Raw genomic sequence first — 20,317 nt, 5'->3', positions numbered from 1 at the left:
GTAGCTAATTTACGATGATTACATTTATGTCCTATAACTTAACTATACAGAGGCTTTGATTGTTTTCGGAGATGTCTAATGGTTCGGCGGTTGAAACCGCTACTACAAAAACAAAGTCTGCCTCCGCAGACTAACAGAGTGAGGGGGTATTTAAGCCGGACTTGATATCACATATTAATCTACAGTCGTCTTGAGACGACTTTAGCTATGAGACAGGGGTTTAAACCCCTGTCGGACTTAATAAATAACGAATAACTAATCTATTTCTACAAAAACGCGATCGCCCTCAATCTTTACCGGATAAGATTCCAGAGAATCGCTGGGTGCATTCAAACACTTACCCGTATCTAATTGGTACTGATATTTATGAAACGGACAGGTAATGATACCGCTGCTTACCTTACCCATGTCGATCGGATATTCTAAATGAGTGCAAGCATTACGGTAACAAGTGACATTCATGCCTTGACGATTCAAAATCACTGAAGTTTCGTCAACTTTTACCTTCAAGACACCACATTCGGGAACTTGATTTAGCCCTGTTATCTCTACCCACATAAAATATTTTGCCTCCAAAAAACCTGATCTGGACTGACGCAGAACCTAATTATCTAGGGTGCACATTGCACACCTTACTGCTATCCGTAGCGTGTCAAACCACTTTTTGCGTAAGTCCAGATTATCTTATTCCAGCTTTTCCCTACGGATGAATCTGACTCAAAATCACCCTCAACCTGTCGTAATCATCCTTCAGCAAAACACTCAAACTTCTCCCCGCTTCCACCAACCAAGATCGATCGCGCATCCGCAACTGATAAATCTCCCGAATCGCCGCCGCCGTCAGCGCCTCCACCGGCGCATTAGCCACCCCCAGCAGCGTCCTCAAAAAATCCAACTGCACGGTAAAATCAATCACCTCATCCGGTTCGCAGCGGTAAACCGCCTGGTGAATTTGCGGCGGGCGCGGCGGCAAATACTGATAAATTTTACCCCTCGATGGGCCGTGACCGTTCAACCTTTCCGGCGCAGCCTCATACCCAACAATCGCCACTCGAAACTCGGTTTTGAGCATAGCAAAAATCTGCGGTTGTTCTTCCCGCAACTCTTCCAGCGACAAACCCAAAGCGCGAGCTCTGTGCACCGAGTCGATCGGGCTAGTCGTAGCGTAATAAACCACACCGTAAATTTGATTTTTTGACTCTTCATCCTCGGCCTTCACCCAACTCCCAAAAGGCGGCATCACGGGAAAACTTAAGTCTTCCGGTTCCAAACATTGAGCCAAAAACTCCGACGTTGCCGTCTCGATTACCTCAGCAATGCGATCGGGATGGCGCTCTTTTATAGCAAATTGGGGTAAAGGTAAACGCATAGTTTTAGTGATTAGTCATTAGTCATTAGTCATCAGTTATCAGTCATTAGTCATTAGTCAAGGGTTTTCATTTAGTAGCCTGGTCTTGGGTACTTTACCAATTACAAATTACAGATTACCCATTACCAATGACTAATGACCGCTGACTATTTCGCGCGGCCAGCCGTAGCATCGACAAGTTCCAACTGCGACAGGCGGAACGTAATCAGCTTGTCCCAATTCCCGCCTTCAAACAGTACCGCGACCTTTCCGTCGCTAACTCGCTGGACTTGTCCTTGAAAGGCGTAGTAAATCTCACCCTTATCTTTAACTCGAACTGCCGAACCTGGAAAAATCATAATTGTTTGAATGTTAAGTTTGCTCTTTATAGCTTACCGTTTATCGTTTCTAGTTCCCAAGCAGAGCCTGAGAACTAGGCAAATCTTCGTCAACCGGAAGACGCGAGGCAAAGCCTCGGAACGAGAGTTTGTTAGGCTAAGGCTGCTACGGAAACTTTACCCGCAATGCGGCCCGCGATCGCCCGCAACTCCCTAGCTGAAGCAGAACCCGGTTGCCCCACCACGATCGGCACCCCCGAATCGCCACCTTCCCGCAACGGAATTTCCAGCGGAATGCGGCCTAACAGCGCCACTCCCAACTCAGCAGCAGTCTTTTCCCCGCCACCAGAACCGAAAATATCGTATTGCTTGTCAGGCATATCGGGCGGCACAAAATAGCTCATGTTTTCCACAATTCCCAACACCGACACTCCCAACTGCTGGAACATTTTTAAACCCTTGCGGGAGTCCAACAATGCCACAGTCTGCGGTGTTGTCACGATCACAACACCAGCCATCGGCACCGCTTGCGCCATTGTCAACTGCGCGTCTCCAGTACCCGGAGGCATATCGACAATCAAATAGTCTAAATCGCCCCAATTCACCTGATAGAGGAACTGCCGAATGATCCCGTTCAACATCGGGCCGCGCCAAATCACGGGCTGGTCTTTGTCAATTAAAAACGCCATCGACACTAATTTGACGCCGTAGTTGAAGGCGGGTTCGAGGCTTTCCCCGCTTTTCCCGTCCCTAACCATCACTTTCGCGTCCCCCAAACCCAACATTGTCGGGTCATTGGGCCCATAGATATCGGCATCCAGCAAACCCACCTTAGCGCCGGTTTGCGCCAGCGCTACTGCCACATTTACCGCCACCGTGCTTTTGCCGACTCCACCTTTACCGCTGGAAATTGCGATAATATTTTTAACGCCTTCAATGCCTTGGCGATCAACCACTCCCTTTTGCTGGGGCGTCTCGGCTGTCACCTCCACCGCCACTTTTTCGACTCCTGGCAACTGTTTGACCGCTTTTTGGCAATCTTCGACAATAAATTCTCGCAGCGGGCAAGCAGGCGTTGTCAGCACTAAAGTAAAACTGACGACACCGCCGTCAATTTTTATGTTACGAATCATGTTCAATTCCACCAAACTCTTTTGCAGTTCGGGGTCTTGCACGGGTCGCAGGATTTCTAAGACTGAACTAACATCGAGTGTCTTGGGCATTGTATTCTCCACCATAGCTCTGCAATTGGGTTTGCGAATTTTCGATCGCAGGTTTAAGTATATTTTTATTGCTATTTTTTAATGTAACTTCATAGCGATCATTTGCAGACCTGCGGTGGCATAATTACATGACGACTGGATTTGGGATTCATCGCCCATCTAAAACTCAAATCTGACAACAGAAAATTTTATGACAGTTTCTACAACACTTAAAACCGCCACTTCCCCGTTTTTGCCACCCGCTGACTCTAGAGCTAGAGTCAGCCAATTTATGAAAAGCCTACAAGACGAAATTTGTCAATCCCTCGAACAGCTCGATGGCCTGGGCAAATTTAAGGAGGACTCTTGGGAACGCTCCGAAGGCGGCGGCGGACGTTCTCGCGTCATGCGCGAAGGCGATGTGTTTGAACAAGGGGGAGTCAATTTTTCCCAAGTGTGGGGCGAAAGTTTGCCGGCTTTGATTCTGGCAAAGCACCCAGAAGCTGCAGGTCACGATTTCTATGCAACGGGGACTTCTATGGTGCTGCACCCCCGCAATCCCTACTTGCCTACGGTTCACCTGAATTACCGCTATTTTGAGGCCGGCCCGATTTGGTGGTTTGGGGGCGGTGTGGATTTGACTCCTTATTACCCGTTGGCTGAGGATGCAGCTCATTTTCACAAAACTTTAAAAGCAGCTTGCGATCGCCACCATCCCGGATATTATCCGACATTTAAACTCTGGTGCGACGAATATTTCTACCTGCCTCACCGCCAAGAAACCCGGGGCGTGGGCGGTCTGTTTTTTGACTATCAAAGCGCTCAAGGCGCGCTTTACCGCGACCATCATGTCAAAGGCAAGGCCGCTGAGTGCAGCAACAACATCGGCGTGCCGGAACCTAGGACTTGGGAGTCGCTCTTCGCCTTTGTACAGGACTGCAGTCGGGCATTTTTGCCGGCTTACACCCCCATAATTGAAAAGCACCGATCGAAAGAATACGGCGAGCGCGAGCGTAATTTCCAACTTTACCGCCGCGGCCGTTACGTTGAATTTAACTTGGTGTACGATCGAGGCACGACCTTTGGCTTGCAGACCAACGGACGCACCGAATCGATTCTCATGTCCCTGCCACCTTTGGTACGCTGGGAATATTGTTACGAGCCAGAACCCAACTCTCCCGAAGCCGAACTCTACTCCAAGTTCTTAAAACCGCAAGATTGGGCGAATTGGATGCCTCAGCAGTCACCGACCTGAGTTAAACTACTGGGACAGTAACCACCGCGATAGATAATAAATTTGAGGGAAGGGTCAGTGATTCATATTGATCAAAAAACCCACACGCTTCAAGACGGTACAACAGTTATCGTCTTAGCACCGACAGGACGGTTGGACATCACTACAGCTTGGCAATTCCGCCTCAAGTTGCAAGAGTGTATTTCCAAACTTAGCCGCCATGTTGTAGTGAATCTTGGTCAGGTTAACTTTATCGATAGCTCTGGCCTGACCTCACTTGTAGCAGGTATGCGGGATGCGGATAAAGTTAAGGGAAGTTTCCGCATTTGCAATGTTCATCCCGAAGCCAAACTGGTGTTTGAAGTCACCATGATGGATTCTGTGTTTGAAATCTTTGAAACGGAAGAAGAAGCTCTAGAGGGGGTGCCGCGCGCAAGTTGACCACTCCCGCTTGCATCGCTTTCGGTGTAAGCGCAATTTCAGCTTGAGGCTCACAAAAAGCGCCGGAACCCTTCACAAGAAGAGGAAGCAGGTAAATTCTTGCCAGCTTCCTTATGCTTTCTTCCTTTCTTGAGAGGTTGAGAGGTTCACCAAAACACTAAAGTAGAAGAATAGGTCAAGGTAAAGTCTTGCCTTCTATCCTAGATAGCTAAATCTTTCTTCCTTGTTTCTTGTTACTTCTTGCTTCAAACCAATATCTCAGCAGCAAAATCCTGACGCTTGACAAATCTAAAAGGGCCCATTAAAGCTCCCCAGATAGCCTTGCCTGTCGTGGGGCTTATTCCTTTGTCGTAGCTGAGAAATTCCTCGCCTGCGGCTTCAAATCCCAAGTCTACTTGGTAATTTTGCCCCCCGTAGGCAAAGCCGCAGCGAGTGCCCTCCGGCAAAGATGCCCGAAAGCGATAGCTGTTTGAGGCTAAATTTTCCACTGCAACGGACAGGGTGCAGCCCGGGAGGAGTTGGATTTGCTCCTTCGTTAGCTTTCCAAGCAAGTCGGGGTTGCAACCGGCTCCTTTGACGGCTGTAATGTCGTTGAACATATAATACTGAGCTTCAATCAGTCCTGGCGCTATCTGTGAGTGCCTCAGTTGCACGATGCGGGGGCGGTATGGCTTGTCTAATTCCAGAATGTTGGCTTGTTCGGCAAACAGCGCAATGCTGGGTTCGGAAAATAACGGAACCGGCAGGGGTCTTTGCCACAAACGAAGGTGGACGTACCAAGCCGGCTCTGCTAGCGCTTGTTCTCGGTTGTCAAATTCGCCCGCCATGTACTGGGCTAAAGCTATTAATTCTGGAGAAATTGTCATGTTTGTTTGATTTTTGACGATTAGGACTTGACAAAAAAAACTTAATTGTGATACACAGCTAGCCGATCGGGGCAAGTCAGAAGATTAGATTTTTGACATCCACCCTGACCTAAAGGTACAGGGATTCCCAATCGTCACCGATTAGGTTTCTGCTTCATAGCACCCGCCCTAACAGATTTGCTCTGTTCGGGTCTTACGGTCGCTCCACAGACTGACACGGCTAGCCCAGCCGCCAAAATGTTTTTTGCTGCGTTAATGTCACGATCGTGGTTTGCGCCACACTTAGGGCATTCCCATTCTCGAATATTCAACGGCAATTTTTCAACAATGTGACCGCAGTTTCCACAGCGTTTAGAGCTGGGAAACCAGCGGTCTATTTTTACAAACTCTCGCCCATACCACTGGCACTTGTAACTTAGCTGGCGAATTAACTCGCCCCAACTAGCGTCACTAATAGCAAGAGCTAATTTATGGTTTTTCACCATATTCTTGATAGCCAAGTCCTCAACGACAATCGTTTGATTTTCACGAATGATTTGAGTTGTTAGCTTGTGCAAGAAATCTTTGCGGACATCCACTATTTGTGCGTGGACTCTAGCCAGTTGCACCCGCGCTTTTTCACGGTTACGACTTCCTTTTTGCTTTTTGGCTAGAGCTTTTTGCTTCCTTTTTAACTTCTTACGAAGCTGCTTGAAATGCTTGGGGTTGGCAATCTTATTGCCGTCGCTAGTAGCAATCAGGCTACTAATTCCCACGTCCAAGCCGATTGTTTTATTTGTTTTGGGAAGTGGTTTGAGCGTGTAGTCGTCTACAAGTATAGAGACATACCAGCGTCCAGTCGGTGTTAGTTTTACCGTAATAGTAGAAGGAACACAGCTTGCTGGAATTTGTTTGCTCCAGCGAATAGGTAGCGGGTCATTGCACTTTGCCAGAAACACTTGCCCGTTTTTCCAACGGAAAGCTGACTTGGTGAACTCAGCGCTACCACCGTTGTGTTTTTTTTTGAAATTAGGGTACTTGGCTCGTCCCCGAAAGAAATTGGTAAAAGCTGTTTGAAGGTGTCTGAGTCCCTGTTGAAGAGGTACGCAACTAACTTCGTTGAGGAAGTCGAGTTCCTCTTCTTTTTTCCAATTCGTCAGCATCGAGGAAGTTTCTCTGTAGCCAACCCTCTCTTGACGCTCGTACCAAGCTTCCGTGCGGGCCGCCAAAGCCTTGTTATACACTAACCGGGTACAACCCATTGTCCGTCGCAAGAGATTTTCTTGCTCGACGGTCGGGTAGAATCGGTAGCGGTAGGCTTTTTCCATCTTGACGCTCTAGCACGTCTTTTGTGAGTTAGTCGTTTTGGTTTTGTGTCTTTTTGTGAAGCCGTCCTATAAGGACGGGGTTTCTACCCATTTTTCTGATGAGCGATCCCAGAAGAGCTATGATTGTAAAGATACTGGGGTTTTGCCCCTCCTCTTGCGACATATTAATGGTTGCTGCCGATCGCGCGTAAAATTTTTTTGATAAAATTTTGTCTCGCAAGGAGGCGGCAACGCTTAAAAAACTGGCAATCTTTGTCAGCCCGATCGCAGATAGACTCCCCCGACTTTACTCACGCCGCGCTGGCACGCCCGCTACGGCAAAATTATTTATCTATAAGACTCAGGTGAACAAGAACCGTACTGTTTCAGATACTAAGCGAAGTTTCTATACGATTCACACTCGACCGATCAACTCAATTTACCGTCGAGTGGTGGAAGAGTTGATGGTAGAAATGCACTTGCTTTCAGCGAATGCCGATTTTCAATACGACCCGATTTATGCTTTGGGTGTAGTGACAGCTTTTGATAGGTTCATGCTTGGGTACGCCCCAGAAGCCGACAGAGTTTCGATTTTTAACGCTTTGTGCAAGTCCCTAGAAGACGATCCAGAGCGCTACAAACAAGACGCTCAGCGATTGGAAAGCTTGGCAGATAGACTTTCCGGGCAAGAGTTGCTCTCGTGGCTCGATCGCTCGACCAGCTTTGAAGATACAGCGGATTTGCAAGCGTCTTTAGGGGCGATCGCCAGCAACCCTCAATTTAAGTACAGCCGCTTGTTCGCGATCGGTTTGTTCTCACTATTAGAAAAAGCTGACCCTAACTTAGTAAAAGACCAAGAAACGCGAAACGACGCGATCGCCAAAGTGAGTGCGGCATTGCACCTGCCAGAAGACAAAGTTAGCAAAGATTTAGATTTGTACCGCAGCAATTTGGAAAAAATGGCTCAAGCACGAATAGTGCTTCAAGATGTCATCCAAGCGGAACGGAAAAAACGCGAAAAACGAGAGACAAAAGTTACCGTCGGTCCTTCGGCTGAGTCTTCTGACAGCAGCAATTAATCGTTTGAAGGAAGAAGGAAGTTCGGCAACGGATTCGCTCGACGGATGTAACCGATGTCAGGAACTAGGAAGAGGGAGTTTTTTATTTTTTACATAAAATAGAAAACTCTTAAATTTTAATTTTTTGTTCTTGAATTCTGGCTTCTGCCTTCAGATGAATCTTGGGGGCTGCGGAAACTAAAAATCCCGCTTTCTAAATTGAGCGGGATCGACTTAACCATAAATAGAGCTTTTGGGGTCGTACTAAGGCTGTGGCTCAAAATTAGTGGCGTTAGCTTGCAGCCAAGTGCTTAGCTGTGAAAGAACTTCGTTTCCCGAAGACTTGCCCAAAGCTGTTGGGTTTGGGGTGTCTGGCCTGTCCAAGTTGCGGGCGATCGCTGCGTTGACTTCTTTGGAAATCAAATCGTGAAGTTGCTCTTTAGCCCTAGCCCTTTGAAAGTGAGCTCCCTCTTCCGTCGTAGCGTACAGAGGTGGCAGCCTATTTAAAGCATAAGCTGCAATATCTCCCACATCCAGACTAAGGTCGCTCGTGGCTTCAATTTCGGCCACCCTAGCGATCGCATCGCTGAGTACCAACTCTTCCATCACGTTGATGAACTGTTTGCGTGGCAGAACTACAACTTCGCCAGTCAACAAAGAGCCCATCAGGCGATCGAGAGCCATGTACTCTTCGATCGACAATTCCGAAGCCGTATTGCAGATCCGTCCCACCTCAGCTTCCATTGACGGCGTTAAATAGCCATCCTGCAAAGCCTGTTCAACAATTTTTTCAATACTCATATATGCGTCCCCGCTCAACGGCATCATCAATAAAGTTTTGTGAAGACGCGATTGTTAGCGTCTTGAGATTCGAGTTTTGAGAGTTGAGTTGAGAAATTTTATACAAATCCTAACTCAATACTGATAACCCATCACAGTTATCTGCACACCCTAGCCACAAACTTACCCCATAATTGACTGATAAATCCGTCAAAACCTGTAAAAACTCCTACTCAACTCCCTGAAGCCGCCAAGGTACAGGATCGACGGACTGCCCATGCACGTAAAGTCCCCAGTGCAAGTGAGGGCCTGTGGAAGCCCCCGTTGACCCCAGAGCACCGATTACTTGACCGGCTTTCACGACATCGCCTTCCTTGACATCAATCCGGCTGAGGTGCATCAAAATACTTGCTACCCCCTGACCGTGGTCGAGCCCAACGACATTCCCGTGGATTTTGAAGCCTTGAGATTCGCGTCCCACTAGAGACACCCGACCTGCTGCTGGTGCGACTACAGGGGAACCGTAAGCACCCGCGTAATCCACGCCGCGGTGGTAGTAGTCTTGAGCAAATACCCCATTATAATAGCGTCGCACCCCGTAAATAGTGGTAATTTCGCCGGAGTTGGGGCGCAACAATTTGCCGTCCCAAAATTTTTCGGGTGTCACCAGTGCTTTAAATGCGTCTACGCGATCGAATTCGGCATCTGTACCTTCCTCGTCTTTCCCAGGCGGAAGCCAGATGGACTGGGTGGGAAAATCTCGACCGCGCACTTGCACGCTCAACTTCTGCACTTGTCCATCACCTGCGACTTGAAGAAGGCGGGCACCGGGTTTCTCTACCGGCGTCGTCGGCAGCAGGGCCCGAAAGCGACCGTTGCCGATCGAAAACGCGGGGTAGTTTTTTTGCTGTAGAGAAACTGTTGGAGTTTCCCCGCCGTTACCGTCAACCTGAATGATTACTGACAGCGTATCTCCCAGTTGGGGATTTGTCGGCGTCACAACTACCTGCAAAGCTTGCACCGGCAGGGCAAAACTCAGAAAGCCAGCAACAATTCCCCCGATCGAACTGGCGGTTAGCTTGTTTGCTTTCAACTGCCCCCACCGCAAAATCCGACCTGTAATTATTTCCGTACTTAGCCCACAGTTGTCTCGATTCACAGTCATTACCATCACTAGCTGTCCTTAACCTTTGTCTCGCTGATATATTTTTAATATCTAGACTAACTATACCAATCCGCAATGATTCGAGAGAAACAGCCGTAGGTAAAAAGCTTGGTCAAAGATCTGGAGATGATAGACTAACTTAAATAAATAAATACTTAACTTGAGGTGATAAGAATAATAAAAATTTCCGTAGTGCGGGGAGGAAAGCCCGATTGAGCCAGACGCTCACACTACCGTTTCCACCCTAGCTACTATTGCATAACTTTTAACCATTGCTATTAGTTATAGTTCACGGCGCTACAACATAATTATTTTTTACTCCTCTACTGTTAAATCACTTCTTTTTTGGCAATAAGTTTATTTGCCGATAACCTTCTTCAAATTCTCTAGTTATTGTAGCCTATTTTTGGCAATATAGTATTGATTCCCTATTTTTAAATCTTCCCTCTAAAATGGTATGAGATAAAAATTGAGAATGGCTATAATCAATCACCTAAATTATAGGGATTCAAAGGTAGCGGTGAAACCATTTAAGGTTAAGCATTCTTCCATAAATTCCTCTACATCATTGACATCCTCAAGCTGATATTCCATGATGCGTTGAGCATCGCCTTTCATCTTTTTGGAAGAAAGAGGTGTGGCAGGATATTTGGCAGCGATCGCTTTGAAAGCTTTGGAATGGGTATCCCAGCTTGCAGCAGAACATTTTATGATTAAAAGCCACATGATTAAATTCCTTCTTGTGTTTGGTTGATTAATAGTCTGACACGAGTAACACTTAGGTCGATAATGCCGAAAAATCAAGGGATTCTGTGGTTTGGAAAAAAGCTAAAAGCCGAGCCACTATGTGAGCAACACCACCCTTAACATTAGACTCAACATTCAAAGGCATCACCGGATCGTGGAGTGATAAGCGTAACAGAAACCAGCCGGATTCGCTAGGTGACGTGCAGGAAATTCGCAGACCTTCGTAGTTATTGGGAACTATTTTCCAGTCTGCTTGCGTTGAGACAAATTCTTGCAGTTGTTCAATAACGCGCTCGCCGTGAGTCTTGAAATCATCTACACCAAGTTTAATCCGAAATTCTGCACTTTCCTCTGGCTCTTTTAAATTCGCAATTAAATCTGGCAAAGATTGGTTTGCTAGCTTGGATTTAGCCAATTCAATCAATAATTTGCTAACCAAATAAGCGCCATCATCAAGAAAGTAATTTTCTTTCAAAGCTCCATGTCCAGAGGTTTCAATCGCCAGCCATGATTCCTGTCCGGCTTCATTGAGGCGAATCGACTCGTCAATCACATTTTTGTAGCCGCGTTTAAAGCGATGGTGAATCCCTTTTAAATCTTGTTCGATGAATTGTGTCAAGCCATCGGAGGTGATAGAATCAGTAACAATGGTAGAGCCTGGGTGTTCTTGTAATACGATCGCAGAAATCAAGGCAATTAAGCGATTGCGATTGAGTTCCTTGCCCACTTGATCGACGGCCGCACTGCGATCGACATCGGTATCAAAAATAATCCCAAAATCAGCCTGGTGTTCAATTACCGCTTGACAAATTGACTGCATTGCCTGTTTATCTTCGGGATTTGGCACATGATTGGGGAAAGTACCATCGGGTTCTAAAAACTGACTGCCCGTGGTGTCTGCACCTAAAGGTTTTAAGACTTTATCAACATAAAAACCGCCAGCACCGTTGCCTGCATCCACAACAATTTTTAGTCCTGTTAGTGGTTCCTCAAAATTATCGGGATGATTGACTGATTCCCTAATCTTGGTGACAAATTGATTAGCATAAACTGAGATAAAATCATGCTTTGTAATCTTACCGGGCGATGAGGCTGGCTGAAAGTAATTGCTTTGGGCTAGTGTTAAGATATCTGTAATATCCTGCTTTTGTAACCCTCCTTTGGGAGTGAAAAACTTTAAACCATTTCGATTAAATGGCAAATGGCTAGCAGTGAGCATAATCGCGCCGTCGCAATCAAAACCAGGGGTAATGGTACTCATAAACATGGCGGGGGTTGAGGCCATGTCAAAGTCGTACACTGTTGCACCAACTGAGGCGATTCCCTCGATCACTGCTTGCATTAAGGTTGGCCCTGATAGGCGACTGTCACGCCCGATCGCGATCGTTAATTCGGCCGCTGGTTTATTGACTTTTTGCACCAGCCAACTGACAAATGATTTACCTAAGATTGTCGCAATTTCGGGCGTTAGGTTGACTTTTTCATTGGGAACGCCTTCGAGGGCGATACCGCGAATGTCTGATCCATTTTGAAGTTTTGTCCAGTTGAAGATTTGCATAATAATTGATGGTAAGTAAAAATATCGGAGTCGGCGGTTGAAACCGATCATACAAAGTTTTGTCTGTGGCTAGACGATTCGAGTCAGCTTCGCCGCACGTCTTTCGCGGACTAATAAATATAGCCTGTCTCAGAAATATGAGGTACTATAGGGCATAGGGCATAGGGCATACCTCACTTTTTTGATAACCCCTGTAAACAGGGGAGAAATTTTGGATTTGGTATTATTAGTCATTAGGGTGACAGAGTTTTTCAATTCAATCAGCTAATCGGCATTTAAGTTGTATTTAAAGAAACAATCCCAGTCTTGTGGGTGGGATTTGAGCAACCCCCAAAATATCCAATTGAAATGTTGAACCGCTTACTGGGAATTTTAGCCCCATCACCGCTAAGATTAAGCTCTAATTCCTTAGTCGCGTTCAACGCTGTAAATTGCCTGCAAGCGGAACTCACCATGAGCGGGAACTTCCACAATATCTGTAGCTGCATTGGTCGTTTCTACGCAGAGTAAACGCTGATAATCTCCATCATCAAGGTCGGCCATGTTTGCAGAAATTGTCACCCAGGGATTCCACACTACGACGGATTTACTACCAGAGGATTTAATGCGAATCCGACGATTGAGGGCCCTATCGTCAATGACTAATTCATTGGTGACATCGAGATAAATGCGATCGACTTCACCTGTTACTACCACTGCACCCACTTGAGTTTTTTCGACACCACCATCCGCTTTATCAAGATACTGGCTATTTTCTAAACCTAAAACCTGCACACGGTTGATATCCCCGACTTGGAAATAGGTGTGGAAAGCTTGGGTGAGGGGAAATGCTTTGGCGCCTAAATTGCGGGTGATTAATTCTACAGTGAGGCTGGTGCCGATCGTAATCACGATCGCCAGTTCAAAGGCTTGGGGCCAAATTGCTCTAGTTTCATCGGTATCCTTGAGTCCTAGAGTGACTTTGGTTGCGCCGTCTGGGGTTGTGGCGGTTTCTAGCACATTCCAGAGGCGATTCCGCACAAACCCATGACTCGGACGCCCCAAGGCTTCGGGATCTGGGCCAAACCATGGCCAACAGATGGGTATACCGCCTTTGATGGCTTTCCCTTCGGCATAGTAGGCTTTTTCGCTGACGAACATCAAGTCTGTGGCTTCGGTGGCTGGTTGAAAGGAGAGAACTTGACCGGAATACACAGAAATTAAGGCTTTGGCTTGACCGTTGTCGATGTGAATCATCGGGAAACCACCGTTTCCGGTGGCGAAGGTGAGGTTCCCGGCAATGCCGTAGTCTGTGTTTAATTGGTCAATACTCATGCTTTTGGCTTGGTGAATTGCTTTACAATTATCCGATATTATGGTTGCTAGATTGATTAGATTGTTGAGTTTGACCTGCGAGGGTGCGATCGACACAAGGATGCAGTCAGAGAAACGGATGGCGAGTCCCAACACATCGCGACGGGATGTGCGATTGAACGCGCACTTGCACGCTCAAATGTTGCACCTTTCCGTCTCCCGCCACTTGGATTTGGCGGGTACCGGGGCGATTGAGTGGCGTCGTCGGCAGCAGGGCCCGAAAGCGATTGGTGCCCATAGGAAAAGCTGGGTAGTTTTTTTGCTGTACGGAAACCGTTGGAGATCCGCTGCTGCTGTTTACCTGAATCATTACTGACAGCGTATCTCCTAGTTCGGGGTTTGCCGGCGTCACCTTCACCTGCAAAGCTTGTACCGGGGATACCAAACTGAGAATGCTCGCGATCGTTCCCCCGCTCAAAATCGCCTTCTTCATGTTTGCTTTCAATAGCCTGCATCCAAAAATAGCGCCCGCAACTATTTTCCCACTTTGTCCGCAGTTGGCTCGATTCGCAGTCGCAGTGATGACGGATATCCTTAATCTTTGTCTGGCTAATGTTACCCAAAAATTCTAATTTTAGTACCCTCTCACCGCAAAGGATAACGCACTATTACGACTTGCGCCCAGTCAGCAAATGTATCGGGATTTAGCGGAGCGCAAGGCGCTATTTGCCGACTTTGTAGCAAAGCTCTATCACAGGATGTTTCACGGTTTCGAGCGCGGTATAATTTTGTTATTGTGAGTGGAGGGCGATCGCAGCGAATCATCTGGGATTGTGGGAAAATACTGAGATGTTTCACTTCCGTGCGCTGCATTTAACAGGACACAGAAACACTTATGTCAAATATATTATAAATTTTCAATATTTGACATAATTATTATTTAAATGCCACTGTTGTAGATATTACAGAGGTTAAAATGCCATGCCAAGCGATCGCGATAGACCCAGAGAATACGATGCAGTCAAGGGGGGGCAAAATTCAATTCCTGTAGGTGCGGCGGTACAGGGAGGAATTGCCGGCGTTAAAAGCCGATTGGCCTTGCCCTCTGTCGAAGCTAGAATCGCCGCACTCTCCGAAGCGCTGAATTATGGAGATGCAGGATTAGATTTGATACTGGGAGCATTGCAGGATGAGTCAGTACAGGTTAAATTAGCTGTCTATTCACTACTGAAAGATAGAAATGAGGAGAAGATAAAACAACATTTACAAAACTATTTTTTTGATTTTGATGTCATCACTGTTAATTCTAATGGACGAGAAAGCAGCCGCACCAAGTCGTTTGCTTTCTACTTCCCCGAAGACCTAGGAAATGGAATTGTGTTGGAAATGGTTTACATTCCCGGTGGCACATTGATGGTAGAGTCGCCAGTAACAGAAGTTGATAGATATAGAGATTATGGGGAAGGTGAGAAGCCTCAAGTCACAATACCCGCTTTTTATGCAAGCAAATACCCCATCACCCAAGCAGAGTGGGAAGCAGTTATGGGAAATGAAACCAACCAATCGAGTTTCACAGGCGAAAAACGTCCTGTTGAAAATGTATCGTGGCGGGAGGCATTTAGATTCTGTAAAAAACTATCGCAAAAAACCAGTAAAAAATATCGTCTTCTGAGTAAAGCAGAATGGGAATATGCTTGTCGTGCCGATGCAACAGCAGCCCCATTTGAGAGTGATTATTTGTCAATTATCCAACAAGTTAACCGTGAGGGCAATCATCTCGACTTTGATGCACCGCAGGGTTTTCATCGCCAAGTAAAAAATGTGGGGAGTTTTGGGCCCAATGCTTTTGGACTTTACGATATGCACGGCAAGGTTGCGGAATGGTGTGGCAATAGTGGCTTGGATAATACCGATGAAGGCCCCGAATCGACAGGCGGTATTATCTCACTCTCAACAAGGATGTTGCTTGAGTCTATCAGTCATACACCCCAGTGGTACCGCATGATGCACCTGTGTCACAGCCCGTATCAAGAAGGCATCGGCTCTTCTTTGATAGAGGGTGTTCGCGTAGCAATGTCGTCGTATTCTTCCCCCTCCTAGTTTGTCCAGCAAGGGTTCTTCTTTTCTCTTTAGCCCTTTTTGTTCTTTTCTCCATTATTTGTAGGGTGCGTGGCTTTCTACAATCTGCAAATGCGATCGACATCTCACAGCGACGCACCATCGAAAATATGTTGCGATCGAACTGATTCGGATCTGCGGTGCGTCGCTGAAAAATTTCTCGATTTTTTACGGAGATTAAAGATACAGGAATTACGCACTCGACCAAAGAAACCGGGTTTTTTACCGAATCTGCGGATCGCAACGAAGTATTTCCGTAAAAAAACCCGGTTTCTGGACGCCCGTGCGTAAGTCCTAATATTTAAAATATGCCAAGGTCGATCGCACATCAGGAAGGATAAAAAATATGACCCTCAATCTTCCTCTTCCCGATTCAATTCAAAAATTTATTAACGAACAAGTGGCAACCGGAGGCTACAGCAATGCAGCAGAATATATCTTGCACCTAATTCGCCAAGAACAACCAAGAACTGCGCGGGTTGAGTCGTTATTGTTGGCTGGTTTGGATAGTGGCAATTCTCTAGAGATTACCGATAATTGGTGGGAGCAAAAACGCGCCTATAAGGTTGTTAGTTAAAGGTTTTAATAATTTTGTGATTTTTTATTTGTTAGGACTTATGCAGGGGAACTCAGAAACCGGGTTTTTTTACGAAAATACTCAATTGTGACCCGCAGATTCGCTAAAAAACCCGGTTTATAGACCTGGGGGTGCGTAAGTTCTATGCTTCCAGCATTCTCGATTTTTCACCTAGATTAAATATAGCGACGCACCCTACCAACTCCGAAATCACCCTGCAATTAGCTTGCTTGTACCTTCGGAAGACCCATTTTTTCAACTATATTTTTCCGCAGGTAAACTGTCAGTGGTTTTTCAACTAAAGAGTAAAAGATGCAGCCAGCGATTACAGTTATCAGTGCTACCAACGCAGGTGCAAAAAAGCTATCGAAATATTTTCCTAGATTTGCCTTTTGCAGCAATTTGGTAGTTGCTGAAATCAGCGGGCCGTGAGTTAAAAATATCGAGTACGAGGCATCTCCTAAGTACGTGAAAATCTGAGGTATTTTCGGAGAATCTTTGAGGTCGATCGAGGTGGCAGCAATGATTAACAGAGCGGCTAGCACTGCAAAAGTAGTGACGCGCTCAAACTTTATGTTTCCCCATGCGACGAGCATTCCTAAAATAACATATCCTAAATTTGCTATTCCAAACAATATCCACCTGTACTTACCAATCTTATTGTTACATTTAATCACTATATAGGCAGCCAAGCAGCCCAGAACAAATTCTAGATTCATATTGCCAAATACTTGATTTAGCAAGAAAAAAGATTTGGGGAAGCTTATAAGTTTACAAAAGTTTAAAATCGTTACCAATAGCCAAGCCGAAAGTATAGGCACCGAATATTTAGGTTTCAACCAGATAGCTATACTGAACAGGAAGTAAAAATATAATTCGTAAATTAAAGTCCAACCTACATCCAGAATGGGCTTGTCCTTTTGAGGAATCAAGAGCAGCGACAAAATTACCTGTCCCAAACTTAAATCTTTATTGTTAGCAAAACCGGGAATTACTAGAAAGAAACACAAAACTGTTAGAGTAATTATCCAGTAAATCGGGTAAATTCGCACGCCACGTTTGACTAAAAACGATTTTAACTGATCCTTTTTACCGATCGCCGATCGGTGAACATACACCATGATGAAACCGCTCAATACAAAAAAGTAATCAACACCGCTCCACCCCGCCTGAAATAAATTAAAAAAAGTAACTTGATTTAATCTTTCAGCACTCATATCGTTGAGGTGAAACATTACCACTAAAACAGCCGCAATCCCTCGATAAACTTGCAAGAGGTTAAGCTTTTTGTGAGGAGTTGAACTCTGTGCCATGAGAAAATACCTGGGTCAAGGGTGGCCGTTGTGCTTGTTCCTCAACTATAGTCAACGCCCTAAACATAGTCAACACATTAGACACTATAATATAACTTTATACTTTTTTCATAAACTTGTGCAAGAAGACTTCCGACTGATCGTTGACTTAGTTCTAGTTCTCGCTGCTGCCGCAGCAGGAGGACTCTTTGCATCGCTATTGCGACAGCCGGTAATTCTCGGGTATCTCCTGGGAGGGATCGTAGTTGGGCCGGCAGGTTTGGGGCTGATTAAAGAATTAATTCAGGTAGACACCCTGGCTGAATTCGGGGTTGCCTTTCTGTTGTTTGCCTTGGGAGTGGAATTTTCCTTCGCCGAACTCCAGAAAGTTAAAACCATTAGTTTGGGCGGGGGGGGCTTGCAAATTGTGCTGACGATCGCCATTACTACTGGAATTTCCTTGGCTGTAGGCTGGGTAGAATCGCCTGCTCAAGGGGTGTTTTTAGGAGCGATTCTGTCGCTTTCCTCGACTGCCGTTGTACTCAAGTGCTTGATGGAGCGCAATGAATCCGGTACTTCCCACGGTCAAGTCATGCTGGGAATATTAGTAGTTCAAGATTTGGCTTTGGGGCTAATGCTAGCCGTTTTGCCGGCACTCAATCAGCCAGCAGAAGAGATCGGCATGACGGTAGCGTGGGCCCTGCTGCGGATCGGGTTATTTGCTATCGGTGCTGTAGGCGCGGGCATTTGGCTCGTACCGCAGTTGCTGCGCTACCTGGCGAAAACAGAAAGTCGGGAACTGTTTTTGCTGGGAGTTGTGGTTTTGGCTTTAGGGATTGCGCTGCTGACAGAATATTTGGGTTTTTCGATCGAGATGGGCGCATTTGTGGCGGGTTTAATGATTTCGGAGGTGGAATATGCCGACCAAACTCTAACTTATGTCGAGCCTTTGCGAGATATTTTTGCATCCTTATTTTTTGTCACCATCGGAATGTTAATCGACCCGGTGTTTCTCTGGAACCATCTAGAATTAATTCTGGGACTGGTATTTCTAGTATTTATCGGCAAATTCTTGATCATCGCGCCGATCGTCCGACTATTTGGCTATCCCCTAAAAACAGCATTAATCACAGGTTTGGGCTTAGCTCAAATAGGAGAATTCTCCTTTGTACTCGCTAGTTCCGGTCAAGTTATGGGGCTGGTTTCGCGGGACGTTTACTTGTTAATTTTAGGCACGACAGCAGTCACCCTCGTGCTGACTCCGTTTGTGTTGAGAAGCGTGCCTCAGTTATTGAAATGGGCGGAAAATTTCGGGCCTTTACAGCGCTATTTTGACGAAACATCTCAACCTGTGGCAATAGCTGAAAGTTTGCCGGAACAAAATTATGTTGTGGTTTGCGGCTACGGGCGAGTCGGTAGAATTTTAGTCAAAATGCTGCAAAGCCGCAACTGTTCAGTTGTGGTTATCGACGAGTCAGAAAGTAGAATTCAAGATTGCAGAATGCAAGGAATTCCTTACATTTACGGGAATGCTGCCAGCTTGCACGTATTGGAAGCCGCCCGGGTGGAACGGGCAAAAGCAATGGCGATCGCCCTTCCCGATCCCATGAGCACTCGCTTGTGTCTGAAGCGGGCTTTAGAATTAGTCCCGGATTTGGATATTGTGGTGTGCGCTAACCAAGATAAAGACATCGAACTGCTTTACCAACTGGGGGCCTGGGAAGTCGTGCAGCCGGAGTTTGAAGCCAGTTTAGAACTGTCTTCCCACTTGCTGGCTGGCATGGGGCTCTCGGCAATGGCGATCGGGCGAGATGTGCAGCAAATTCGCAGCAGCCGCTATCTGGAATTGCGGCCACCGCGCGAACCTTTGGCGGTTTCGCGGGATTTGAAAGTGGCGGTTCGAGATATGAACAGCGAGTGGTACAGCTTGCCGTCGGGTTCTCCCATTGCCAGCATGACTCTGGAAGAAACTAACCTGCGCCAGTTGACAGGGGTCAGCGTGATGGCGATCGTCCGCGAGAATGGTGAGGAAATTGATTATCCTAACGGCAAGACAGCTTTGCTGTCGGGCGATCGACTTTTTGTAGTAGGAGAACCGGAAGAACTCATCAGTTTTGAGTTGCTGGCGAAGGGCGAAGTTGCAGTTCCGCAGGGCGACAGTTCTTGCCAGTGGCTGAGGCTACCAGCAAAGAGCCCTTGGTCCGGCAAAAAACTGTCAGAGGTAGATGTGCTGACCCAGTACGGGGTGCAGGTGCGGGCGATCCGCCGGGAAGGGAAATTTACTCGCTGGCCCGACGGAACTACGAATTTGCAAGAAGGCGATCGTTTGCTGCTGTGCGGCGGCTTTTACGAACTCGGCTTGATGCAGCGGACGGCTTCACCACCGGTGCCGCAACCTGCTTTAAAGGTGCCTTTGGTCAAGGCCCAAGTCATCGAAAAGCTGTTTAGCGATTAGTCAGCGGGCAGTGGGCAGTGGGCAGTGGGCAGAAAAAGAAACTATTCTCAATGGCCCATGCCCCATGCCCCATGCCCCATGCCCCATTCACCATTCCCCACTCTCAGCCGTTGGGTTTGAGATAAGCAATTGCTGGTCGCGAGATCAGAATTTGTGTTTCTGAGGCATCGAGGAGGCAAATGCAGCTATTATCCTGCCAAAAAATTCTGCCAGCTACTAAGTCGCCGGTCAGGAGTTTGATCTCCACCTGTTGTTTGTCTTTGATGTAGCTTTGTATTAAGCGAACGCTGGGCAATCCGGTTTCAAATTCAGACATAGTTCAGAAAAATATAGTCAAATATTACCTTAAACCATATTCTTCTGTTTATACCGTTTAACCCTTACTGTCGCAACTACAAGCGCGTCTACGCGATGAGGCATAAACCCATTGGCGGTTCCTTTTCTACCGATATTCATTGAGGAATTGACATCAGCATTAATTAGATATCCCTGTAGAGTTATAAAAATTATATTTGTTTATATTTGACGAGAAAGGACTATAAATTGCATAAAGTTTTAT

20 protein-coding genes are annotated in these 20,317 nt (G+C 46.4%); 6 read left to right on the top strand and 14 right to left on the bottom strand.

Translation table 11 applies throughout. The features are described 5' to 3' along the window. Positions 1-255 precede the first annotated feature (255 nt). The 4 genes from QUA25_RS17620 to QUA25_RS17605 all read right to left on the bottom strand — a co-directional run bounded on the left by QUA25_RS17620 (position 256) and on the right by QUA25_RS17605 (position 2,909). Positions 256-558, bottom strand: a complete 303-nt coding sequence (locus QUA25_RS17620) for a Rieske (2Fe-2S) protein (protein ID WP_333040003.1) — start codon at positions 556-558, stop codon at positions 256-258. A 142-nt stretch (positions 559-700) separates the two neighbouring features. Further along, positions 701-1,369, bottom strand: a complete 669-nt coding sequence (locus QUA25_RS17615) for an HAS-barrel domain-containing protein (protein WP_333040001.1) — start codon at positions 1,367-1,369, stop codon at positions 701-703. 146 nt (positions 1,370-1,515) lie between these two features. Beyond that, entirely contained in the window at positions 1,516-1,707 is a 192-nt protein-coding gene (locus QUA25_RS17610; protein WP_015175937.1) for an NAD(P)H dehydrogenase subunit NdhS, read from the bottom strand. A gap of 131 nt (positions 1,708-1,838) precedes the next feature. Beyond that, on the bottom strand, positions 1,839-2,909 hold the full coding sequence (locus QUA25_RS17605; protein ID WP_333039998.1) for an Mrp/NBP35 family ATP-binding protein: 1,071 nt from the start codon (positions 2,907-2,909) through the stop codon (positions 1,839-1,841). 190 nt (positions 2,910-3,099) lie between these two features. On the opposite strand from QUA25_RS17605, the gene hemF reads away from it, so the two are divergent. Together hemF and QUA25_RS17595 are read left to right on the top strand one after the other, a co-directional pair. Continuing rightward, positions 3,100-4,143 carry an oxygen-dependent coproporphyrinogen oxidase gene (hemF, locus tag QUA25_RS17600; RefSeq protein WP_333039996.1) on the top strand — a complete coding sequence of 348 codons (1,044 nt, stop codon included), beginning with the start codon at positions 3,100-3,102 and terminating at the stop codon, positions 4,141-4,143. A 57-nt stretch (positions 4,144-4,200) separates the two neighbouring features. Then, positions 4,201-4,563: an STAS domain-containing protein gene (locus tag QUA25_RS17595; RefSeq protein WP_006631392.1), complete on the top strand. Its 363-nt coding sequence runs from the start codon at positions 4,201-4,203 to the stop codon at positions 4,561-4,563. A gap of 245 nt (positions 4,564-4,808) precedes the next feature. Here QUA25_RS17595 and QUA25_RS17590 read toward each other — a convergent pair whose 3' ends face one another. Together QUA25_RS17590 and QUA25_RS17585 are read right to left on the bottom strand one after the other, a co-directional pair. Further along, on the bottom strand, positions 4,809-5,429 hold the full coding sequence (locus QUA25_RS17590; RefSeq protein WP_333039995.1) for a chromophore lyase CpcT/CpeT: 621 nt from the start codon (positions 5,427-5,429) through the stop codon (positions 4,809-4,811). Positions 5,430-5,563: 134 nt separating this feature from the next. Next, the gene (locus tag QUA25_RS17585) at positions 5,564-6,736 is read right to left on the bottom strand and encodes an RNA-guided endonuclease TnpB family protein (protein ID WP_333039993.1); all 1,173 of its coding nucleotides are present in this window, start codon (positions 6,734-6,736) and stop codon (positions 5,564-5,566) included. 344 nt (positions 6,737-7,080) lie between these two features. Here QUA25_RS17585 and psb29 point away from each other — a divergent pair, with 344 nt between their 5' ends. Then, positions 7,081-7,794: a photosystem II biogenesis protein Psp29 gene (gene psb29 / locus QUA25_RS17580; RefSeq protein ID WP_333040005.1), complete on the top strand. Its 714-nt coding sequence runs from the start codon at positions 7,081-7,083 to the stop codon at positions 7,792-7,794. A gap of 243 nt (positions 7,795-8,037) precedes the next feature. Here psb29 and QUA25_RS17575 read toward each other — a convergent pair whose 3' ends face one another. The 6 genes from QUA25_RS17575 to QUA25_RS17550 all read right to left on the bottom strand — a co-directional run bounded on the left by QUA25_RS17575 (position 8,038) and on the right by QUA25_RS17550 (position 13,809). Beyond that, a complete protein-coding gene (locus tag QUA25_RS17575; RefSeq protein WP_006631395.1) occupies positions 8,038-8,574 on the bottom strand; it encodes a late competence development ComFB family protein in 537 nt (178 codons plus the stop codon). 208 nt (positions 8,575-8,782) lie between these two features. After that, positions 8,783-9,724 carry a M23 family metallopeptidase gene (locus QUA25_RS17570; protein WP_333039992.1) on the bottom strand — a complete coding sequence of 314 codons (942 nt, stop codon included), beginning with the start codon at positions 9,722-9,724 and terminating at the stop codon, positions 8,783-8,785. 492 nt (positions 9,725-10,216) lie between these two features. After that, positions 10,217-10,444 (bottom strand): hypothetical protein, encoded by a 228-nt coding sequence (locus QUA25_RS17565; RefSeq protein ID WP_333039991.1) that lies wholly within the window; start codon positions 10,442-10,444, stop codon positions 10,217-10,219. Between the two features lie 52 nt (positions 10,445-10,496). Then, positions 10,497-12,023 (bottom strand): phosphomannomutase/phosphoglucomutase, encoded by a 1,527-nt coding sequence (locus QUA25_RS17560; protein ID WP_333039989.1) that lies wholly within the window; start codon positions 12,021-12,023, stop codon positions 10,497-10,499. Between the two features lie 408 nt (positions 12,024-12,431). Further along, positions 12,432-13,337: a D-hexose-6-phosphate mutarotase gene (locus tag QUA25_RS17555; protein WP_333039988.1), complete on the bottom strand. Its 906-nt coding sequence runs from the start codon at positions 13,335-13,337 to the stop codon at positions 12,432-12,434. 106 nt (positions 13,338-13,443) lie between these two features. Further along, entirely contained in the window at positions 13,444-13,809 is a 366-nt protein-coding gene (locus QUA25_RS17550; protein WP_333039987.1) for a hypothetical protein, read from the bottom strand. Positions 13,810-14,297: 488 nt separating this feature from the next. Between QUA25_RS17550 and QUA25_RS17545 the strand changes: the two genes are divergently transcribed. Together QUA25_RS17545 and QUA25_RS17540 are read left to right on the top strand one after the other, a co-directional pair. Continuing rightward, positions 14,298-15,416 carry a formylglycine-generating enzyme family protein gene (locus QUA25_RS17545; RefSeq protein WP_333039986.1) on the top strand — a complete coding sequence of 373 codons (1,119 nt, stop codon included), beginning with the start codon at positions 14,298-14,300 and terminating at the stop codon, positions 15,414-15,416. 364 nt (positions 15,417-15,780) lie between these two features. Further along, complete coding sequence (locus tag QUA25_RS17540) at positions 15,781-16,011, top strand: type II toxin-antitoxin system ParD family antitoxin (RefSeq protein WP_333039984.1); 231 nt, start codon at positions 15,781-15,783, stop codon at positions 16,009-16,011. Positions 16,012-16,232: 221 nt separating this feature from the next. Here QUA25_RS17540 and QUA25_RS17535 read toward each other — a convergent pair whose 3' ends face one another. After that, entirely contained in the window at positions 16,233-17,324 is a 1,092-nt protein-coding gene (locus QUA25_RS17535; RefSeq protein ID WP_333039982.1) for an acyltransferase, read from the bottom strand. Positions 17,325-17,442: 118 nt separating this feature from the next. Here QUA25_RS17535 and QUA25_RS17530 point away from each other — a divergent pair, with 118 nt between their 5' ends. After that, positions 17,443-19,758, top strand: a complete 2,316-nt coding sequence (locus QUA25_RS17530) for a cation:proton antiporter (RefSeq protein ID WP_333039980.1) — start codon at positions 17,443-17,445, stop codon at positions 19,756-19,758. Positions 19,759-19,861: 103 nt separating this feature from the next. On the opposite strand, the gene QUA25_RS17525 is transcribed toward QUA25_RS17530, so the two are convergent. After that, entirely contained in the window at positions 19,862-20,074 is a 213-nt protein-coding gene (locus tag QUA25_RS17525) for an Hfq-related RNA-binding protein (protein ID WP_333039978.1), read from the bottom strand. Between the last annotated feature and the right edge of the window lie 243 nt (positions 20,075-20,317).

The organism is Microcoleus sp. Pol17C6, assembly GCF_036701145.1.
Lineage (GTDB): Bacteria > Cyanobacteriota > Cyanobacteriia > Cyanobacteriales > Microcoleaceae > Microcoleus.
Note: the sequence above shows the minus strand (reverse complement) of the source record. Positions and strands in the feature narration are given on the sequence as shown.

Coding starts and splice junctions, on each gene's coding strand:
- QUA25_RS17540 (WP_333039984.1), top strand. CDS start 15,781: ATGACCCTCAATCTTCCTCTTCCCGATTCAATTCAAAAATTTATTAAC.
- QUA25_RS17525 (WP_333039978.1), bottom strand. CDS start 20,074: ATGTCTGAATTTGAAACCGGATTGCCCAGCGTTCGCTTAATACAAAGC.
- QUA25_RS17560 (WP_333039989.1), bottom strand. CDS start 12,023: ATGCAAATCTTCAACTGGACAAAACTTCAAAATGGATCAGACATTCGC.
- QUA25_RS17615 (WP_333040001.1), bottom strand. CDS start 1,369: ATGCGTTTACCTTTACCCCAATTTGCTATAAAAGAGCGCCATCCCGAT.
- QUA25_RS17590 (WP_333039995.1), bottom strand. CDS start 5,429: ATGACAATTTCTCCAGAATTAATAGCTTTAGCCCAGTACATGGCGGGC.
- QUA25_RS17550 (WP_333039987.1), bottom strand. CDS start 13,809: ATGAAGAAGGCGATTTTGAGCGGGGGAACGATCGCGAGCATTCTCAGT.
- QUA25_RS17555 (WP_333039988.1), bottom strand. CDS start 13,337: ATGAGTATTGACCAATTAAACACAGACTACGGCATTGCCGGGAACCTC.
- QUA25_RS17605 (WP_333039998.1), bottom strand. CDS start 2,909: ATGCCCAAGACACTCGATGTTAGTTCAGTCTTAGAAATCCTGCGACCC.
- QUA25_RS17545 (WP_333039986.1), top strand. CDS start 14,298: ATGCCAAGCGATCGCGATAGACCCAGAGAATACGATGCAGTCAAGGGG.
- QUA25_RS17610 (WP_015175937.1), bottom strand. CDS start 1,707: ATGATTTTTCCAGGTTCGGCAGTTCGAGTTAAAGATAAGGGTGAGATT.
- QUA25_RS17535 (WP_333039982.1), bottom strand. CDS start 17,324: ATGGCACAGAGTTCAACTCCTCACAAAAAGCTTAACCTCTTGCAAGTT.
- QUA25_RS17570 (WP_333039992.1), bottom strand. CDS start 9,724: ATGGTAATGACTGTGAATCGAGACAACTGTGGGCTAAGTACGGAAATA.
- QUA25_RS17565 (WP_333039991.1), bottom strand. CDS start 10,444: ATGTGGCTTTTAATCATAAAATGTTCTGCTGCAAGCTGGGATACCCAT.
- hemF (WP_333039996.1), top strand. CDS start 3,100: ATGACAGTTTCTACAACACTTAAAACCGCCACTTCCCCGTTTTTGCCA.
- QUA25_RS17575 (WP_006631395.1), bottom strand. CDS start 8,574: ATGAGTATTGAAAAAATTGTTGAACAGGCTTTGCAGGATGGCTATTTA.
- QUA25_RS17585 (WP_333039993.1), bottom strand. CDS start 6,736: ATGGAAAAAGCCTACCGCTACCGATTCTACCCGACCGTCGAGCAAGAA.
- QUA25_RS17620 (WP_333040003.1), bottom strand. CDS start 558: ATGTGGGTAGAGATAACAGGGCTAAATCAAGTTCCCGAATGTGGTGTC.